14 protein-coding genes, 1 tRNA gene and 1 pseudogene are annotated in these 16,502 nt (G+C 66.9%); 10 read left to right on the forward strand and 6 right to left on the reverse strand.

What is annotated here, in order from left to right:
* Window positions 1-265: 265 nt before the first annotated feature.
* From ACOHX0_RS13895 to ACOHX0_RS13905, 3 genes and pseudogenes are all read left to right on the forward strand, one after another.
* Window positions 266-490, forward strand: a complete 225-nt coding sequence (locus ACOHX0_RS13895) for a hypothetical protein (RefSeq protein ID WP_420677503.1) — start codon at window positions 266-268, stop codon at window positions 488-490.
* Between the two features lie 430 nt (window positions 491-920).
* A tRNA-Asn gene (locus tag ACOHX0_RS13900) sits at window positions 921-995 on the forward strand.
* A gap of 123 nt (window positions 996-1,118) precedes the next feature.
* A pseudogene (locus tag ACOHX0_RS13905) lies at window positions 1,119-1,907 on the forward strand (transposase); the annotation flags it as partial.
* A 339-nt stretch (window positions 1,908-2,246) separates the two neighbouring features.
* On the opposite strand, the gene ACOHX0_RS13910 reads toward ACOHX0_RS13905, so the two are convergent.
* Window positions 2,247-4,796: a hybrid sensor histidine kinase/response regulator gene (locus ACOHX0_RS13910; RefSeq protein ID WP_420677505.1), complete on the reverse strand. Its 2,550-nt coding sequence runs from the start codon at window positions 4,794-4,796 to the stop codon at window positions 2,247-2,249.
* A gap of 13 nt (window positions 4,797-4,809) precedes the next feature.
* Window positions 4,810-5,298 (reverse strand): putative pterin-binding protein, encoded by a 489-nt coding sequence (locus ACOHX0_RS13915; RefSeq protein ID WP_420677506.1) that lies wholly within the window; start codon window positions 5,296-5,298, stop codon window positions 4,810-4,812.
* A 321-nt stretch (window positions 5,299-5,619) separates the two neighbouring features.
* Between ACOHX0_RS13915 and ACOHX0_RS13920 the strand changes: the two genes are divergently transcribed.
* Window positions 5,620-6,234: a response regulator transcription factor gene (locus ACOHX0_RS13920; protein ID WP_420677508.1), complete on the forward strand. Its 615-nt coding sequence runs from the start codon at window positions 5,620-5,622 to the stop codon at window positions 6,232-6,234.
* A 211-nt stretch (window positions 6,235-6,445) separates the two neighbouring features.
* Here the strand turns inward: ACOHX0_RS13920 and ACOHX0_RS13925 are convergent, their stop codons facing one another.
* Together ACOHX0_RS13925 and ACOHX0_RS13930 are read right to left on the reverse strand one after the other, a co-directional pair.
* Entirely contained in the window at window positions 6,446-7,918 is a 1,473-nt protein-coding gene (locus ACOHX0_RS13925) for a glycosyltransferase family protein (protein ID WP_420677509.1), read from the reverse strand.
* A 132-nt stretch (window positions 7,919-8,050) separates the two neighbouring features.
* Window positions 8,051-9,292: a cytochrome P450 gene (locus tag ACOHX0_RS13930; RefSeq protein ID WP_420677510.1), complete on the reverse strand. Its 1,242-nt coding sequence runs from the start codon at window positions 9,290-9,292 to the stop codon at window positions 8,051-8,053.
* 156 nt (window positions 9,293-9,448) lie between these two features.
* On the opposite strand from ACOHX0_RS13930, the gene ACOHX0_RS13935 reads away from it, so the two are divergent.
* From ACOHX0_RS13935 to ACOHX0_RS13945, 3 genes are all read left to right on the forward strand, one after another.
* Entirely contained in the window at window positions 9,449-9,829 is a 381-nt protein-coding gene (locus ACOHX0_RS13935; RefSeq protein ID WP_420677512.1) for a TfoX/Sxy family protein, read from the forward strand.
* Between the two features lie 771 nt (window positions 9,830-10,600).
* Window positions 10,601-10,771, forward strand: coding sequence for a YqaE/Pmp3 family membrane protein (locus ACOHX0_RS13940; protein WP_420677514.1), 171 nt, complete (start codon window positions 10,601-10,603; stop codon window positions 10,769-10,771).
* On the forward strand, window positions 10,764-11,246 hold the full coding sequence (locus tag ACOHX0_RS13945; protein WP_420677515.1) for a DUF4112 domain-containing protein: 483 nt from the start codon (window positions 10,764-10,766) through the stop codon (window positions 11,244-11,246). Before ACOHX0_RS13940 ends, ACOHX0_RS13945 begins: the two co-directional genes overlap by 8 nt.
* Before the next feature lie 145 nt (window positions 11,247-11,391).
* Here ACOHX0_RS13945 and ndk read toward each other — a convergent pair whose 3' ends face one another.
* Complete coding sequence (gene ndk, locus ACOHX0_RS13950) at window positions 11,392-11,814, reverse strand: nucleoside-diphosphate kinase (protein WP_420677516.1); 423 nt, start codon at window positions 11,812-11,814, stop codon at window positions 11,392-11,394.
* Between the two features lie 151 nt (window positions 11,815-11,965).
* On the reverse strand, window positions 11,966-13,168 hold the full coding sequence (locus tag ACOHX0_RS13955; protein WP_420677517.1) for a multidrug effflux MFS transporter: 1,203 nt from the start codon (window positions 13,166-13,168) through the stop codon (window positions 11,966-11,968).
* Window positions 13,169-13,284: 116 nt separating this feature from the next.
* Here ACOHX0_RS13955 and ACOHX0_RS13960 point away from each other — a divergent pair, with 116 nt between their 5' ends.
* From ACOHX0_RS13960 to ACOHX0_RS13970, 3 genes are read left to right on the forward strand one after another with little or no spacing between them, the layout of a single operon-like run.
* Entirely contained in the window at window positions 13,285-15,141 is a 1,857-nt protein-coding gene (locus tag ACOHX0_RS13960; protein ID WP_420677519.1) for an ABC-F family ATP-binding cassette domain-containing protein, read from the forward strand.
* The gene (locus ACOHX0_RS13965) at window positions 15,138-15,758 is read left to right on the forward strand and encodes a MarC family protein (protein WP_420677521.1); all 621 of its coding nucleotides are present in this window, start codon (window positions 15,138-15,140) and stop codon (window positions 15,756-15,758) included. Before ACOHX0_RS13960 ends, ACOHX0_RS13965 begins: the two co-directional genes overlap by 4 nt.
* 44 nt (window positions 15,759-15,802) lie before the next feature.
* Complete coding sequence (locus tag ACOHX0_RS13970; RefSeq protein ID WP_420677523.1) at window positions 15,803-16,384, forward strand: retropepsin-like aspartic protease family protein; 582 nt, start codon at window positions 15,803-15,805, stop codon at window positions 16,382-16,384.
* Window positions 16,385-16,502: the final 118 nt, after the last annotated feature.

Here is a 16,502-nt window from a genome sequence, read left to right on the forward strand (position 1 = left end):
TGGGGAAGAAAGGCTCAAGGCGCGCCATCTGCGCGTCAGTTAGCCAGAAAAGATCAGACATGGTCACCGCTCGTTTTCGAGCCGTGAATCATACCGATAGCCGAAAATCAATGGGTCCTGACCCTAGCGGGAGAGCCGGTTCATTTCGGAAATGGCACCGGCCGCAGATGCCGCTGCCACAGCTGCCAATCCTCGCTTTAGAAAAAGAAAACGGCAGCCAAGGACCAAGGCAGAGTACCTGCATGAAGAAATACCATCCGCGCGAATGCAGCAGGCGTTGAAGCATAAAGGGTGGTTGAACGCGCGAGCCACGGGTGGCACCGCAAATGATGATGCATATCAATTTCTCCGTCGCGATTTCGTGGCCGATCCCGCGCTTTGCGACCAGCTTGGGCCGTTCGTCAGGACCTGCCTTAACCTGTCCGGCTTCTGGACCTGTTTCCAGCGCGAAGCAGAGCGCTACGCCGAGCGGCGCGAGATCGTCGGCTAGGCGTTCACACCCCTCGACCGCGCACTGGCTGCGCCAGCCATGCTCCGCCTTGGTCATGGCTCGAAGGCTGGCGAGTTCCGCAACTTGGGCAGCGGCCTCCGTGAACCCAAGCTATGAGGTGCCGTTGTTCACGGCAGCCGGCGCAGCAAAAATCATCAGCCAAGCTGCTGACTTCCAGCGCGCGCCAAGAAATGGCGGGGGGCTTTGGATCGCTGTTGACCATTTGGCGGCAGTGACGATCCCGACTGCCGGAAGCAACCTTCCTCCGCCAGTATTCCAGACAAGCCAGCTGTCAGACGATGGCCGTGCACGCAATAACCCGTGGCTAAACAACCGCTTGCGCACGTTCTCGGGCTCCGGAAAAAATTTCCGGGGGACGTGATTTTCCTATGGACGCCAGTATCCGCGCGCCCTATACACCACCTCGTGTTCCGGCGTAGCTCAGCGGTAGAGCAGTTGACTGTTAATCAATTGGTCGTAGGTTCGATCCCTACCGCCGGAGCCAACTTCCACATAAAAATTTGGAAATAAACGAGAAAGCGCCCCGCTACGGGGCGTGTTTGTCGTTCTGGGCACATTCTCCGTCATTTCCGGTTACACACACCGCTTGCGGGAGCCGGAGCAATGCGGACCGGTGTGGACTTGGTTTGATCCTGAGATGATCCGGACGCCGCCGCCAACAGGCAAGCGTGAACCGCCTGTGCCAATTAAGCGATGCAGCGATCCAGACCTGCCTGCCCTTGAAGGTGTTATTTGGCATGCCATTGCGGCAAACCACCGGGTTCGCGCAGAGCCTGGTGAGGCTGGTCAGTCTGGACTGGGCCGTGCCCGGCTGCAGTCCGCTTTGCCGCTGCCAGAAGACGCTGAACGGGAACCTGCTCTACCGGGGCGGAACCGGTCCGCTGAACCTTCTGATCGGCAGCACAGGCATCAAGGCCACCACCAGCAATGCTGGTGACGCGCCCATTCTCCCGGACCTGCCGGGCCAAATCCCGTCCGGTCAGGACATCGGCAGCGTCACTGCTGACGGGGCCTGCGACACCCGAAAATGCCATGATGCCATTGAAGCGCGCGGCGCTCATGCCGTCATACCCCCGCGCCAGAACGCCAAGCCATGGCAGCCCGCGAGCGCGGGGGCCCCTCTCGGCAGATTTCTTTCAGAATTCGCCTGCCGGCAATGATCGCCCGGAGCGAGGCGATCAATGCTTCGCGATACCTCGGCCGAGCCATCTGGCAACGATGGAGCCGATGCCTCCGCCGGAGCCGCGCCGGAACCACGATGCATTGTGTGAAGCTGTAGGGGCAAAGCCTCATGGCGAGGGACGTCGACCGCCAGGTCGCGGAAGCCCAAGTCCGCGCCGCCGTTCTCAACCGCTGCACCGCTAGCGGCAAACCCGTCACAGAGGCCGTGGGTTAAATCCGTCCGGGGAAAGGGAAACTGCGCCCAAAGCCCGCTTGGCGCAACAATGCCCGCGCAATGTCCTTTCGATTGCCATTGAAGCGGCTGCCACCGGCGGCGGCGCTGGCCTCTGCGCTGGCCGGCGCGGTGAAGGTGCGGGTCCAGAGGCTGATTTTCCATGCTGGCGTCGCTTTCGTCCGCAGCACGGAGACAAGCACGGCACCCAAGCGTCCCGGGCAGCGGAGGCGGCGGCCGCGCCGCGCTGCATGTCCTGCCGCGCGGATCCGGCTCTCAGCTGACAGCGGCGGCAGCCGCCTGCGTCTCTGCCCGCTCCCGCACCGCCATCGGCGCGCTCTATCAGCCGCGCAGGTGCGGGGTGAGCATCTGTTCCGCTTCGCGCCAGGATTGCGCCAGACCGCCCTGCGGCGGCGTGCTGCCCTCCTCGGCGGTTTCGATGTCCAGCATCGCTGCGCGCAGGCCGGTGAGTCCCAGCACCGCGGCAGAGCCCGCCAGCCGGTGCGCTTCCTTGCGCTGGCTGTCGCTGAGCTGCTCTGCCTCCTGCAAGCCGCCGTTGAGGCGGCGCACGTCCTCGCAGAAGGTGATCAGGAAACCGCGGGCGCGGTCGCGGCCCAGCGCGTCGAAGAACTGGTGAATGTCTGACTGCGGCGCCCCGGCATGGTCCGTTGCGACGGGGGCGGCCGGCGCGGGTGCGGGCGGAGGTGCGGCAGCGCTCTTACGGGCGCGGCGGGCCACCAGATCGGCCAGCGCGGCCGGGCTCACAGGTTTGGTCAGCACCTCGGCAAAGCCCGCCTCCAAGATGCGGGCGTGATCTTCGGCGGCGGCATGGGCGGTCAGCGCCACAACCTCGATGCCTTCGGCCAGGTTCCGGGTGCGGATGCGGCCCAGCGCCTCGATGCCGTCGACACCCGGCATGCTGATATCAGTGAGGATCAGGTCGAATTGCGCCTTTTCGGCGGCCTCCACGGCTTCGGCGCCGCCGGGCACCGCGGTCACGCTGTGGCCCTGCCCCGTCAGCATCTGGGCCAGGAGCTCGCGGTTGATGTCATTGTCCTCCGCAATGAGCAAACGGCGGGGGCAACCCGCCTGCTCCGCCTCTTTGGCGGCCACATCCTGCGGCGCGGCCAGAGCGGCATCGGCGGCGGGCATCGGCAGCGTGATGGTGAACTGGCTCCCCTCCCCCACCTCGCTTTCGCAGCGGATTTCACCGCCCATCGCCAGCACCAGGCGGCGGGTGATGGCGAGCCCCAGACCGGTGCCCTCACTGCCGCGGCGGTAGCTGGCATCGAGCATGGTGAAATCCTCGAAGATGCGTTCCAGATCGGCGGCGGGGATGCCCTTGCCGGTGTCGGCAACGTGGAATTCCACCGTGTCACTACCCGGGCGGCGCTCCACATCAACGCTGACGGCGCCCTCGCGGGTGAATTTCAGCGCATTGCCGATCAGGTTCAGCAGCGCCTGCTGCACCGCCCGCGGCTGCCCCGAGACATGCGGCGCGGCGCCAAGGCTGCAATGCAGCGACAGCGCGATTCCGTTGCTTTTGGCGGCGGCCTGCTGGCTTTCCACCAGATCGCCCACCAGGGCGGCAAGATCGAAGACGCGCGGCTCCTCGGTATCGCGGCCGGCCTCCAGCCGGGAGAGTTCCAGCACGTCGTTCACATGGTGCAGCAGCAGCTCGCCAGAAACCCGCATCGCCTGCAGGTAGCGCTCCTGTTCCGGGCTGGGAGCGGTGGATTCCATAAGGTCGATCGCACCCAGCACGCCGGTCAGCGGTGTGCGCATCTCGTGGCTCATCACGGTGAGCAGATTGGCCTTGGCGCGCTCCCCCGCCAGCGCGTCGTCCCGCGCGCGGCGCAGCTCTTCTTCGGCGGCGATCCGGTCGGAAATGTCGCGCAGGAAGCTGATGAAGACGGTGTCACGCTCCGAGCGGCTGATGGCGAGCGACATTTCAACCGGGAAGACCTCCCCCGACTTGCGCCGCGCCTCCAGCCGGATCCGGCCCTTGCCCGCCACCCTTGTCTTGCCGCTGCGGGCAAAGCGGCGCATCCCTTCCAGATGGGCGTCGCGCAAGTGATCGGGCACAATCAGATCCGCCAGAGCCTGGCCCTTGGCTTCGGCGCTGGTGTAGCCGAAAATGGCCTCGGCGGCGCCGTTGAACTCACGGATGCGGCCGTCGGCACCGGCCATCAGCACGGCGTCCAGCGAGGAGGCCACCATCGCCTCCATCCGCTTCGCGGTGCGGGTGCGCGCCGCCGCCAGCCGCCGGCCCGCGCGGTAGAGGCCGCCGAGCGTCAGCGCAGTGAGCGCCAGCGCCAGCACCAGCGCCAGCACCACCCAGCTTAGCCGCGACAAAAGCGCCATCAGCTCCAGGCGCTGGCCATGGCGCAGGTCGCTTTGCAGGACCAAACCCAGCAGCGCCAGCTCGCGCACGTCGCGGCCATTGTCTGCCAGCAGCGTGCGGATCTGCGGCGCCGCGGCCAGAAGCGCCGCATCGCTGCCGTCGATCCAGCCGGTCATGGCGTCGAGGCGCCCTTGCATCCGGTCCAGGAACGCGGCTCCTGGCCCAGTGCCGCGCAGGCCGGCAAACAGCGGGCTGTCGCGGAAAGTGGCGATTCGGCTGTAGAAAATGTCGAACTGGCGCCGGAGCTGCGGCAGCGCGGCCGGCTCTGCAGCCGCCTGGGCGGCCTGCGACAGCTTCAGATGCTCTACTTCGGCCTGCGACAAGCTCCACTGCATGTTGTCCGTCGCCGCGGTGGAGAGATCGTCGAGCCGCTGCACCACCTGGTAGCCGAGGTGCAGCGACTGCGCGACCAGAACTGCCGCTGCCGCAAGCGCCAGGACCAGAACCCAGCCCGGCAGTTCGGGGAAGCGGCGGCCGGTCTCACGCATCGCCAGGTCAGCCTCAGTTGCGCAGCTCGATTCGGTCGAGCTGCCAGATGCTGCGGGAATAGACCTCCTCGGTGCGGAAGGCGGGATTGCTGTCATAGGGGTAGACCACCCAGAGCGGCCCCTTGCCGCGCAGCGGCATTTCCGCGCCGTTGCGCTCGAAAGCGACCATCGGGCCGTCCTCGCCCGGGGCGGGCAGCGGGATTTCCACCGCATAATCGTTGACCGCCTTGGCCAGCACGGTGCTGCCCTCCCCGCCGAGGCGCGCCGCCAGGGCGGCCAGCGGCACACCGGTGAAGCGCTGCGGCCCGGTGGTCCAGATCGTTTCGGTCTCAAACGTGACGGTGTCCATCGCGCGCAAGTCTTCAAGGCTCAGCTGTTGCGCCGCGCTGCTGCCCTCCACCCGCAAGGTCAGCACCGGGCCGCCGCCGGCGGCGGCCGCGGTAGCCAGGGCGGTGAAGGCAATCGCGGCGGCGGCCGCAAACCGTGTGATCCAAGCTTTCATGTGCACGTCCTTTTCTGAGGCAGCCGGCCCGCCCGGCTGTGTTGCTTCTGAAGTGGTCTTCGCATTGCGGTCTTCGGGTTGGAATCTTCGTCTTGGGTTCTTGCTGCTTGCCAAGCTGCCACAGGTGCCGCGGCGAGGCACAGGATAAGGCGTATACCGGCCTAGCCTTCCGTATAGGCCAGACCGGGCGCCGCCGATCATAGAGCAAGCTTCCTAACGCGGGCTTACCGGCGGCCTGCGCCGCTCCGCCGTTAAGTTGACCGTTTGGCAACCTTTCCGTGTCACGCTGGCCCAGGACAGCCACAACAGGTCTGAGAAGTGATGCGCATTTTGCTGGCAGATGACCATGACTTGGTCCGGGAAACCATCTCCGCCTATCTGAAATCCGAAGGCGGTGCCGAAGTGAGCCTGGCGGTGGACCTGGCCGGGGCACTTACGCAGATCGGCGAAGAAGGCCCTTTCGACCTGGTTCTGCTCGACTACAACATGCCTGGGATGATGGGGCTCGACGGGCTCGGCAAAGCACTGCAGGCCAATGGCGGCAAGGGGGTTGCGATCCTGTCGGGCAGCGCTCCGACCCGCACCGCACAGGAGGCGCTGGACAGCGGCGCCGTCGGCTTCCTGCCCAAGACGATGGGGGCGCAATCGCTGCTGAACGCAGTGCGCTTCATGAGCGCAGGAGAGATCTACGTGCCGGTGAACCTGATGCGGGAGGAAGCCGCCGCACCGGCGCATCCGCTGGCAGAACGTCTCAGCCCGCGGGAGCTGGAGGTGCTGAACGGGCTGTGCCGGGGTTTGTCGAACAAGGAGATCGCGCGGGAGCTGGAGTTGCAGGAGGTCACCATAAAACTGCATGTGCGCACGCTCTGCCGCAAACTGGAGGCCAAGAACCGCACCCAGGCGGCGCTGACCGCGAAGGAAGCCGGGCTGTTCTGACCTGGCGCCCCGGCTGGCAACGCCGCTTGCACCGGCCAGCGGAGCGCAGCGGCGGCCCGCGGCGGGCGCAATTCGGCGAAACGCCTCCCCCGGAAGTCCCCTCAGCGTCCGCGGGGCAAAAGCGGGCGGCAGTTCGGCATTGACCGTGCCAATGGCGCGCCGCGTGACTGCGGGAATTCAGCACAAGTCCGGCACAGCCCTCCTCTGCCCGTCAGCAGGGGCGCGGCCGGCTTGGGACCGGTTGCGAGGCCAGAGACGGAAGCGGGACAATGGCGGCGCTTTCTTCCGGCCAGGCGGGCAGCGGCTTCGCGGCAGACAGTTGGCGCGGGCAGGCTTCGACCAGGACCGCGTGCAAGGGCGCCCGGGTTGGGTTTTCAATCACCAGGCCGCCGCCTGCCGGCACCACCGCGCTCTGATCCTCCCAGAGAAGGCGGCTGCGGCCGCGGCTGCAGAGGAGCGCGCAGCCCTGCAGCACAGCCAGGTGGCCGGGCACCGCCCCAGGGGGCAGCTGCAGCCGCGCGCCGGGCTGCAGCTCCAGCCGCTCCACCCGGACCGCACGCTCCGGTGCGCCGGCGCCGGACGGCGGCGATTCCGGCACCGTTTGGAGGCCGCTGCCAAGTCGGGCCCCCTGCCCGTCCCCTGCGACAAGGGAGCGCGAAGGCGGGCAGCCCGCGCCGCCAAGCGTGCCGGTGCCGGACCATTGCCCCGCAGCCTGCGGCACATCCCCGGCGCTTTCAGGCACTGCCGGAGCGCCAGGGTGAGAAGCAACCGCGTCCGGAAAGCCCGGGGCAGCCAGAGGCATCCTGATCACATCGCAGGAGACGCCGGGCAGCGCTGCGGAGGGCTTGGCAGACGGGGCGCGGCGGTCGGCTTCCCACTGCGCATAGATATCCGGCGCAGGCCCGCTGGCAAGCGCCACCAGCGATCCCGCGCGGCTGGCGACCGCCTCTTCGAAACTGGCGGACCGCGCCCGCTGCCAGCCCGCGGCGTCCAGCTGCACGGCGCCGCGGGAGCCGCGCGCGCCGGCCAGCGCCGCCTTGGCCGCCTGAAGGATGCGCGGCGCGCAGCGCTTGAGGGCCGCCAGCAGCGTGCCCGCACGCAAGAGATAAACGCCGGTATTGTGCAGCGCGCCAGGTCCGGCCTCGGTCAGTTTGCAGCCCGCGGGCAGCAGCACCGCAGGCTGCGGGCTGCGGCCGGGGCGCGGGCTGCGGCAGTCCAGCAGGCCAAATCCCAGCGCCGCGCTGCCGGGCGCCGCGCCAAGCGCCACGATGCGCCCTTGGGCAGCATCCGGCAGAGCCCCCAGAAGCAGCCGGTCCAGCGCAACGGCATCTGCTAAATGATGGCTGGCCGGGACAATCAGCAGCAGCGCCTCAGGCCGGTGCTGAAAGTGCAGCGCCGCAACCGCGGCCGCGGCGGCGGGTTTGCTGCCCCCGGGCTCCAGCAGAAGCCCGGGCCCGGGGCTTGCGGCGCCTTGGACGGCGGCGGCCTGCGCGGTGGCGGCAAGCCGGCAGCCTGTCCCGGTAATCACGAGGGGGGCCGCACAGCGGGTTCCGGAAAGTGCGCGCAGCACCGCCTGAAAGCGGCTCTCGAGTCCCGGTCCGGCGCTGAAATGTGCAGGCAGGCCATCGGCTTGCGTGGCATTCTCACCGGCACTCCCACTTGCCAGAACGATCGGGTAAATCATCGTGAACCTCCTTCACCACACTGTTTTTCCGAATGTCAGAATAGGTGGAGGCTGCCCTCCGGTCTGCTATCCGGGGGGCGGCTGGCGCCGGGCAAAAGCGGCGCGGCAAGCGCAAAAGGATAGGCAGTCGGGTCAGCCGGCGGCACAGCCCAGCACCGCGGGCAGCGCCGCATAGCCGCGGAAGCGGATCCGCCCGCCCGGCACCCGGCCCGGCCGCAGCCGGTAATCCGGGTAGCGGCTGAGCAGGCGGGAGATTGCGGCCTGCGCCTCGAGCCGCGCGAGGCTCAACCCGACGCAGACATGCGGCCCGGCGGCAAAGGCCAGGTGCCGGTTCGGCTTGCGGCTGATGTCGAAGACCTCCGGCGCCTCGAACACCGCGGGGTCGCGGTTGGCGGCACCGATCACCAGGTGCAGATTGACGCCCGCGGGCAGGTGCAGCCCGCCTATTTCCACCGGCGCGGTGGTGGCCCGGTTGCCCAGCTGGTTGGGCGAGCGGAAGCGCAGCATCTCCTCCACCGCGGGTTTAATCAGGGCGGGCTGGTCCAGCAGCAGGCGCTTCTGCTCCGGATAATCATTGAGCAGGGCCAGCCCATTGCCGATCAGGTTTGTGGTGGTTTCATGGCCCGCGTTCAGGATGAAGATACAGTTCTGGATCAGTTCGGCCGGGCTCAATTTCGCGGCTGCCGCCTCGCCCCGGATCAGCCGGGTCAGCACATCACTTTCGGGGTCCCCGGGCGCGGCGCGGCGGCGGGCGATTAGGATTTCGAGGTAGGCCGAGAACTCCTCCACCGCCCGGTGCCCGGCGTCCAGCTGCGCCGGGGTCAGCGCGGGCTCCAGCGCACCGAGGATGGCCAGAGACCAGCTCCGGAGCGGCGCCCGCTCGGCCATGGGCACATCGAGCAGATTGCCGATGATCTGCACCGGGATCGCGGCAGCGAAATCCTCGATCAGATCCACCTCCGCCCAGCCCGCCATCCGGTCAAGCAGCGCATCCACCGCGGCAATCAGCCCCGGCTCCATCTGCGCGATGGCCCGCGGGGTAAGCGCGGCGGCCATGATCCGGCGCACCCGGGTGTGCAGCGGCGGATCGGAGAAGACAAGCGAGGTGGTGTGATGCTCGTAAAGCGGCGAACCGGCGCCGAATTTGGGCGCAAAAGCCGCTTTCTTGTCCGAGGAGAACAGCGTGGTGTCCCGGTAGATCCGGTCCAGATCGGCATGGCGGCAGAGCAGCACCGAGCCATCGGGCTGCGGCAGCACCGGAGCTTCGCGCAGGAGGGTGTCGTAAATGGGGAACGGATCTTCGATGAAACCTTGCGGCGGGTCGGAAAGATCAAAATCCAGAATGTTGTGAGGGTCTTGCCATGCTTCTTTCATCCAATGCCTCCCCGGCTTGCCGCCCGCTTGCAGCCTGTCTCCGGACGCAGGGTTTCCGTGGCGTATGCGACTGTCAATCGTCAAGTCTCCGGCAAAAGGGTTTTGCAGGCGGATTTGCCGGGTGACAGCAGCGCGCCGAGCCTGTATGAACAAAGCATGAACACGCCCATCTCTTCGATCCGCAATCTCGGCCCCGCCTATGAGGAGGCCTGTTTGCGTGCGGGCATCTCTTCGGCAGAGGAACTGCGCGCGTCCGGGGCGGATGCGGCCTATGCGCGGCTGCTGCAAAGCGGGACGCGGCCGCATTTCATCGGCTATTACGTGCTGGTGATGGCGCTGCAGGGGCGCCCGTGGAACGATTGCAAGGGAGCGGAGAAGCAGGAACTGCGCAAGCGGTTCGACGACATCAAGGCGCGCGCCTTCGACCGCGGCCGCGCCGAGCTGGAGGCGGCGCTGGACATGATTGGAGTGATCGCGCGGCCCGGTTCCGCAGCTCCCGGCGCTGGCAACGAGGCGGGCCGGGCGCCGGAGGGTTAGCGCGGCTGCATATACGGCCAGTGCGGCGGCCGGCCCAGTGGTGGGAACGGCTTTCGCATCGATGCAGGCCGCGGCAAGGTAGGGGTACGGTCTTTGTGCGGCGCGGCCCGGAGCTAGATGCGCATGCTGGCGGTGCCGCAACATAAGCAGGCGCCGGTGGCTGGCACTCCAGTTGCACCCGTTGGTGCGTTAGCTGCACCAGCCAATGCGTCAAGTGCAGCAGTTGCACCCGCTAGTGCGTCAGGTGCAACAGCCAGTGCGTCAGGTGCAGCAGTTTCGCCCGCTAGTGCGTCAGCTGCGTCAGCCAGTGCGTCAGGTACAGCGGTTGCGCCCGCTAGTGCGTCAGCTGCGTCAGCCAGTGCGTCAGGTGCAGCACTTGCGCCCGCTAGTGCGTCAGGTGCATCGGCCAGTGCGTCAGGTGCAGCGCTTGCACCCGCTAGTGCGTCAGCCGCATCAGCCAGTGCGTCCCGTGCAGCAGTTGCGCCCGCTAGTGCTTCAGTTGCATCAGCTAGTGCATCAGCTGCCTCAGCCGGTCATCGGCACTTGCGGAGGCTGCGGCAAAGCCTGGCGCAGGCAATTCAGCAGCGAAGCCAGCGGCCGGGGGATGGGCAGCGTTTCTTCACCGGGTTCCGCTGCTGCGGCGTCAAGACCGGCGGCAGGCACAACCCTTGCAACGGCGGCTTCGCCATCGCAACGCCAGCAAGAACGGAACCAAAACCGTCCCCTGAGGGTTAGTCCGGCAACAGCCGCTAACCAAAAGGGAGATCCGGTATGGACCTGATCCGCATCATCTTCGCCATCCTTCTGCCGCCGCTGGGCGTGTTTCTCCAGGTCGGCCTGGGCAAGCATTTCTGGCTCAATATCCTGCTCACCATCCTGGGCTACATCCCCGGCATCGTGCACGCTGTCTGGATCATCGCGAGGACGCCGGACCATGCCTGACGCGCCGCTTCTTCATCAAGAGCGCCTGGAGCAGCTGGAGCGGCTCGCGGGGCGCATGGATAAGGCCTTCCGGCTGCCGGTGATCGGCACGCGGATCGGCTGGGACAGCATCCTGGGCCTGATTCCGGGTGTGGGCGATGCACTGACGCTGCTGCCAGCGGGCTATATTCTGATATCCGCGCACCGGATGGGCGTGCCCAACACGACGCTGGCGCGGATGGTGGCCAATACCGGAATTGATGCGCTGATCGGCTCGATCCCGCTGGTGGGTGACCTGTTCGATATCGGCTGGAAGGCCAACAGCCGCAACGTGGTCCTGCTGCGCCGCCATCTGGAACGCGAGGCCGAAGCGCGAGAACCGCTCGCCAAGCGCATGGCGCGCGCGGCGCGGCCAGGCCCGGGCCGGCGTGAACGCCGCACGCCGCCGCGGCCGGGGCAAGGCGCCCGGCACGATCCGCAGATGCGGATGCATTGAGCGCCGTTGGCTAAGAAAAAGCCCGGGCCGGGACCCCGCCGGCAGCCAGACTGGGATACCGGCGCTGGAAACCAAACCAATATCAAAAAAGGGCCGCACCGGCATTCCGGTGCGGCCCTTTTCCTTATGCTCTGGCAGCGTTGGCTTAGCCTACCAGCTCGGTGCCGGAGAAGAAGTAGGCGATCTCGGCCGCGGCGGTTTCCGGCGCGTCGGAGCCGTGCACGGAGTTTTCGCCAACCGATTCAGCAAATTCGGCGCGGATGGTGCCGGCGGCCGCGTCGGCCGGGTTGGTGGCGCCCATCACTTCGCGGTTCTTGGCAATGGCGTTTTCGCCTTCCAGAACCTGCACCACGACCGGAGCCGAAGACATGAACTCGCACAGTTCGCCGTAGAACGGGCGCTCGGCGTGCACTTCGTAGAACTTGCCGGCCTGTTCCTTGGACATGTGGATGCGCTTCTGCGCGACGATGCGCAGGCCCGCTTCCTCGAACTTGGCGTTGATCTTGCCGGTCAGGTTGCGGCGGGTTGCATCAGGCTTGATGATCGAAAAGGTGCGTTCCAGAGCCATTTGGCGTTCTCCTTACTGTCCGGTCCGGGGATTGGCCCCCGATCCGCAAATACCGCGCGCCGGGTACCATGGCTGCGGCGTCTTGGGAAGGGGGAGATTGGCGTGCGTACGGGGTTTCGGACGCGGTACCGGTCGGGGCTGAACGCGTGGCTCAGGTCAGGTCCGGCAGCGGCTCGCGCCGGTCGACCCAGCGGGTGTAGAGCGCCGACAGCAGAGCCAGCGCATTTGTCGCCAGGATTACGCCGAGCACCGCAAGAGGAGCATTTTCCGGCTCCACCAACGCCCCAGTCAAAGTTGTCAGCACCGCGCCCAGCGCCACCATCATGGCTCCGGACAAGCCGGACGCGCTGCCCGCGAGTGAGGGGCGCACCGACATCAGTCCGGCGCTGGCGTTTGCCAGGGTCAGCCCGTTGCCAAACCCGACAAAGACCGCGGCCCCAAAAAACACCCAGAGCGACCCCTGCCCTGCCAGGAACAGCGCCAGACCACCGGCCGGCCCGGCGATGGCAATCACGCGCCCGGCTAGGATCAGGGTCAGCAGGCTGACCCGCACTGCCAGCCGGCCGGTCGCAAAATTGCCTGCCATGAAACCCCAGGTAATGATCCCGATGCCAAGGCCCAGCATTGCGGGGCTCAGATCGAACCAAGCCTCCGCCACGAGCGGCGCGCCGGTGATGAAAGCGTAAAAGCCCCCTACCGAGAAGGACGCGCAGAAGCTGTATCCCCAGAACCGGCGAGAAGAGAACAGTTGCGGATAGGTCCGCATCTGGGCTCCGAACGTTGCCGAGCGCTGGCTGTTGGTCTCGCCCCAGTCGCGCCAGGTCAGCACCAGCATGGCAACCCCCATGAGCGAATAAAGCACAAAGGACGACCGCCAGCCGAACGCCATGTCGAGAAACCCGCCCAGCATAGGCCCCAGCATCGGCGCCAGCGCCATGGCCATCGAGATGTAGCCCAGCTTGCTGGCAGCCTCGGAGGCCGGATGCATGTCCCGCACCGCCGCACGGCTGACAACTGCCCCGGCCACCACCGCGCCCTGCAACAGGCGAAAGCCCAGGAACACCCAGATATCCTGCGCCAGCGCGCAGCCGGCTGAGGCAAAGGCAAATATCAGCAGCGACACCAGCATCACCACCCGCCGCCCGTAGCGGTCGGACAGCGGCCCCATGACGATCTGCAACACCGCCGAGACCGCCAGGTAGGCGGCGATTGACAAGTTCGCGAGGCCGTAGTCCACCTGAAACTCTCCCGCGATCCGCGCCAGCGAGGGCAAGAACATGTTCAGCGACAGAACCGCCAGCCCGGTCGCCAGAATCAGAGTGGCAATATGCGGCGGGGTTTGGTCTGGGCGCATCTGCGGGGCCTCAATAACATCAATATCCTAGTCAGCTATCGCGGCAACAGACACCTCTGCCCTGACCCTGTCAATGCCGCTGGCGGCACGGCCAGCCCTCTGCTAAGAGCGCTGCCATGCTACGCATTCAGGACATCACATATTCCGTCGAAGGCCGCCCCCTGATCGAGGGCGCATCGGCCACCATTCCCACCGGCCACAAGGTTGGCCTGGTGGGGCGCAACGGCACCGGCAAGACCACGCTGTTCCGGCTGATCCGGGGCGAGCTGGCGCTGGAGGGCGGCAGCATCTCGCTGCCGTCGAAGGCGCGCATTGGCGGGGTGGCGCAAGAGGTGCCCTCCTCCAATATGTCACTGACCGACACGGTGCTTGCGGCCGATACCGAGCGCGCGGCGCTGATGGCAGAGGCCGAGACCGCCACTGACGCCGCCCGCATTGCCGAGATCCAGACAAGGCTGGCGGACATCGACGCATGGTCGGCGGAGGCGCGCGCCTCGGCGATCCTGAAGGGGCTGGGCTTTGACGACGCCGACCAGAAGCGGCCGTGTTCGGATTTCTCCGGCGGCTGGCGGATGCGGGTGGCGCTGGCCGCTGTCCTCTTTGCGCAGCCCGACCTGCTGCTCTTGGACGAGCCGACCAACTACCTCGACCTCGAAGGTGCGCTGTGGCTGGAAAGCTACCTCGCGAAATACCCGCACACGGTGCTGATCGTCAGCCACGACCGCGGGCTGCTGAACCGCGCGGTGGGGGCGATCCTGCATCTGGAGGACAAGAAGCTCACCTTCTACCAGGGCCCCTACGACACCTTTGCCGAAACCCGCGCCGCGCGGATCCTGGCGGCGCAGTCCGAGGCCCGCAAGCAGGAGGCCCGCCGCGCCCATCTGCAGAGCTTCGTCGACCGGTTCCGCGCCAAGGCCTCAAAAGCGGTGCAGGCGCAGTCGCGGCTGAAGATGATCGCCAAGATGAAGCCGATCACCACGCCGCAGGAAGCCGCGCTCAGGGCCTTCACCTTCCCCGAACCGGAGGAGCTGCCGCCGCCGATCATCCATATCGAGAGCGGCACCACCGGCTATGGCGAAACCGAAGTGCTGAAGCGGCTGAACCTCAGGATCGACCAGGACGACCGCATCGCGCTTCTGGGCAAGAACGGCCAGGGCAAATCGACCCTGTCAAAACTGCTGGCGGACCGGCTGCCCTTGATGGCAGGCAAGCTCACGCGGTCCTCGAAGCTCAGGATCGGCTATTTCGCGCAGCACCAGGTCGATGAGCTGCATGTGGATGAAACCCCGCTCGACCACCTGCGCCGCCTGCGCCCCGAGGAGGCGCCTGCCAGATGGCGGGCGCGGCTGGCGGGCTTTGGCCTGGGGGCCGCGCAGGCGGAGACCGAGGTGGGCCGCTTGTCCGGCGGGCAGAAGGCGCGGCTTTCGCTGCTCATTGCCACCATCGACGCGCCGCATCTGCTGATCCTCGACGAGCCGACCAACCACCTTGATATCGAAAGCCGCGAGGCGCTGGTGGAGGCGCTCACCGCCTATTCGGGCGCGGTGATCCTGGTGAGCCACGACATGCACCTGCTGAGCCTTGCCGCCGACCGGCTGTGGCTGGTGGCGGGCGGCACGGTGACGCCTTACGACGGCGATCTGGAGAGCTACCGCGAGCTGCTGCTGGCGCGCGACAAGCCTGCATCCAAGGGCGAGCAGGGCAAGCCCGCGAAGCCCAAGCGCACCTCGCGCGATCAGCTCCAGGGGCTGCGCGCCGAGCTGCGCAAATCCGAGGCGCGGGTGGAAAAGCTCAGCGAAATGCGTGAAAAGCTTGACGAAAAGCTGGCCGACCCCAGCCTGTACGAGCCGGGCAAGACCACCGACATCGAGGTCTGGCAGAAGAAACACGCCGAATGCCTGGAGGCGCTGGAGCGGGCCGAGGGCCTGTGGATGGCAGCGCTGGAGAAACTGGAGCAGGCCGAGGCGCAATGATCGATACCGCATTCCTGATCACCTCATTCGTCACGCTGTTTGTCATCGTCGACCCGATCGGCCTCACCCCGGTGTTCCTGGCGCTGACCCAGGGCATGCCGCCCGCGCGGCGCCGCAGCATCGCGGTCCGCGCCATCGTGACCTCGGCCTTCATCCTGGCGCTGTTCACCGCCTTTGGCGAGGCGGTTCTGGGCTTCATCGGGATTTCGATGCCCGCCTTCCGCATCGCGGGCGGGGTGCTGTTGTTCCTCACCGCGCTCGACATGCTGTTCGAGCGCCGCAACAAGCGCCGCGAGGACCGCAGCGAGGAGGAGGAGTTCGACGACCCTTCCGTCTTTCCGCTGGCGATCCCGCTGATCGGCGGCCCGGGCTCGATCGCCACCGTGATCCTGCTTGCGGGCCAGCAGCCGGGCTTCACCGGCTTTGCCATGGTGATGGGCGTCGTGCTCGCGGTGCTGGCGATCCTTCTGGGGATGTGCCTGTTCTCCGGCATGCTGGAACGGATGCTGGGCAAGACCGGCATCACCGTGGTGACCCGGCTTCTGGGTATGCTGCTGGCGGCCCTGTCGGTGCAATTCGTGCTCGACGGGCTGCGTGCTTTCGGCTTTGCCGGCTAGCATCCGCGCCCGCCCTGCCTACATCAAGATCAGGAGGTACGCGGATGGGAGAACATGACATTGGCCGGCTGATCTACCTTGGCCTGCTGCTTGCGGTGATCGGGGGCTGGGTCTTCGTGCAGAACCGCCAAAGCCTGGGCAAGACATTCCAGATGCTTGCGGTCTGGGGACTGATCTTCCTGGGCGTGATCGCGGCCTACGGGCTGTGGGAGGACATCCGCCAGACAGTGCGGCCGCAGCAGTCGGTGCTGACGGAGGCGGGGCGGGTCGAGGTGCCGCGGGCGGGCGACGGGCATTATTACCTTACGTTGCAGGTGAACGGCACGCCGGTGGAGTTCCTTGTCGATACCGGCGCCAGCGAAGTTGTGCTGAACGGCGCGGATGCAGAGCGTGCGGGTATCGACACCGAAAGCCTCGCCTATCTCGGCCGCGCCCAGACCGCCAATGGCGAGGTGCGCACTGCTTCGGTCTGGGTCGACGAGATATCGCTCGGCGGCATTGCCGACCGGGACGTGCGGGTCTGGGTGAACGAAGGCGCGCTGGAGCAGTCGCTTCTGGGCATGGGCTATCTGCAGCGCTGGACCAGTATCGAGATCACCGGCGGCGCTCTGGTGCTGACCCGCTGAGGCTGCCCCTGCCCGGCTGCCGCGGCCTCCGCGGAGCCGGCCCGCACCTCCGCCGCCCTCCCGCAGCTGTGAGCAGAGTTCACCGCCCGGGGGATGGCCTTGTGCCCCTTGCTGCCGC

The organism is Cribrihabitans pelagius (assembly GCF_048820915.1).
Classification (GTDB): domain Bacteria; phylum Pseudomonadota; class Alphaproteobacteria; order Rhodobacterales; family Rhodobacteraceae; genus Cribrihabitans_A; species Cribrihabitans_A pelagius.

Coding starts and splice junctions, on each gene's coding strand:
- ACOHX0_RS13895 (WP_420677503.1), top strand. CDS start 266: ATGCAGCAGGCGTTGAAGCATAAAGGGTGGTTGAACGCGCGAGCCACG.
- ACOHX0_RS13910 (WP_420677505.1), bottom strand. CDS start 4,796: ATGCGTGAGACCGGCCGCCGCTTCCCCGAACTGCCGGGCTGGGTTCTG.
- ACOHX0_RS13915 (WP_420677506.1), bottom strand. CDS start 5,298: ATGAAAGCTTGGATCACACGGTTTGCGGCCGCCGCCGCGATTGCCTTC.
- ACOHX0_RS13920 (WP_420677508.1), top strand. CDS start 5,620: ATGCGCATTTTGCTGGCAGATGACCATGACTTGGTCCGGGAAACCATC.
- ACOHX0_RS13925 (WP_420677509.1), bottom strand. CDS start 7,918: ATGATTTACCCGATCGTTCTGGCAAGTGGGAGTGCCGGTGAGAATGCC.
- ACOHX0_RS13930 (WP_420677510.1), bottom strand. CDS start 9,292: ATGAAAGAAGCATGGCAAGACCCTCACAACATTCTGGATTTTGATCTT.
- ACOHX0_RS13935 (WP_420677512.1), top strand. CDS start 9,449: ATGAACACGCCCATCTCTTCGATCCGCAATCTCGGCCCCGCCTATGAG.
- ACOHX0_RS13940 (WP_420677514.1), top strand. CDS start 10,601: ATGGACCTGATCCGCATCATCTTCGCCATCCTTCTGCCGCCGCTGGGC.
- ACOHX0_RS13945 (WP_420677515.1), top strand. CDS start 10,764: ATGCCTGACGCGCCGCTTCTTCATCAAGAGCGCCTGGAGCAGCTGGAG.
- ndk (WP_420677516.1), bottom strand. CDS start 11,814: ATGGCTCTGGAACGCACCTTTTCGATCATCAAGCCTGATGCAACCCGC.
- ACOHX0_RS13955 (WP_420677517.1), bottom strand. CDS start 13,168: ATGCGCCCAGACCAAACCCCGCCGCATATTGCCACTCTGATTCTGGCG.
- ACOHX0_RS13960 (WP_420677519.1), top strand. CDS start 13,285: ATGCTACGCATTCAGGACATCACATATTCCGTCGAAGGCCGCCCCCTG.
- ACOHX0_RS13965 (WP_420677521.1), top strand. CDS start 15,138: ATGATCGATACCGCATTCCTGATCACCTCATTCGTCACGCTGTTTGTC.
- ACOHX0_RS13970 (WP_420677523.1), top strand. CDS start 15,803: ATGGGAGAACATGACATTGGCCGGCTGATCTACCTTGGCCTGCTGCTT.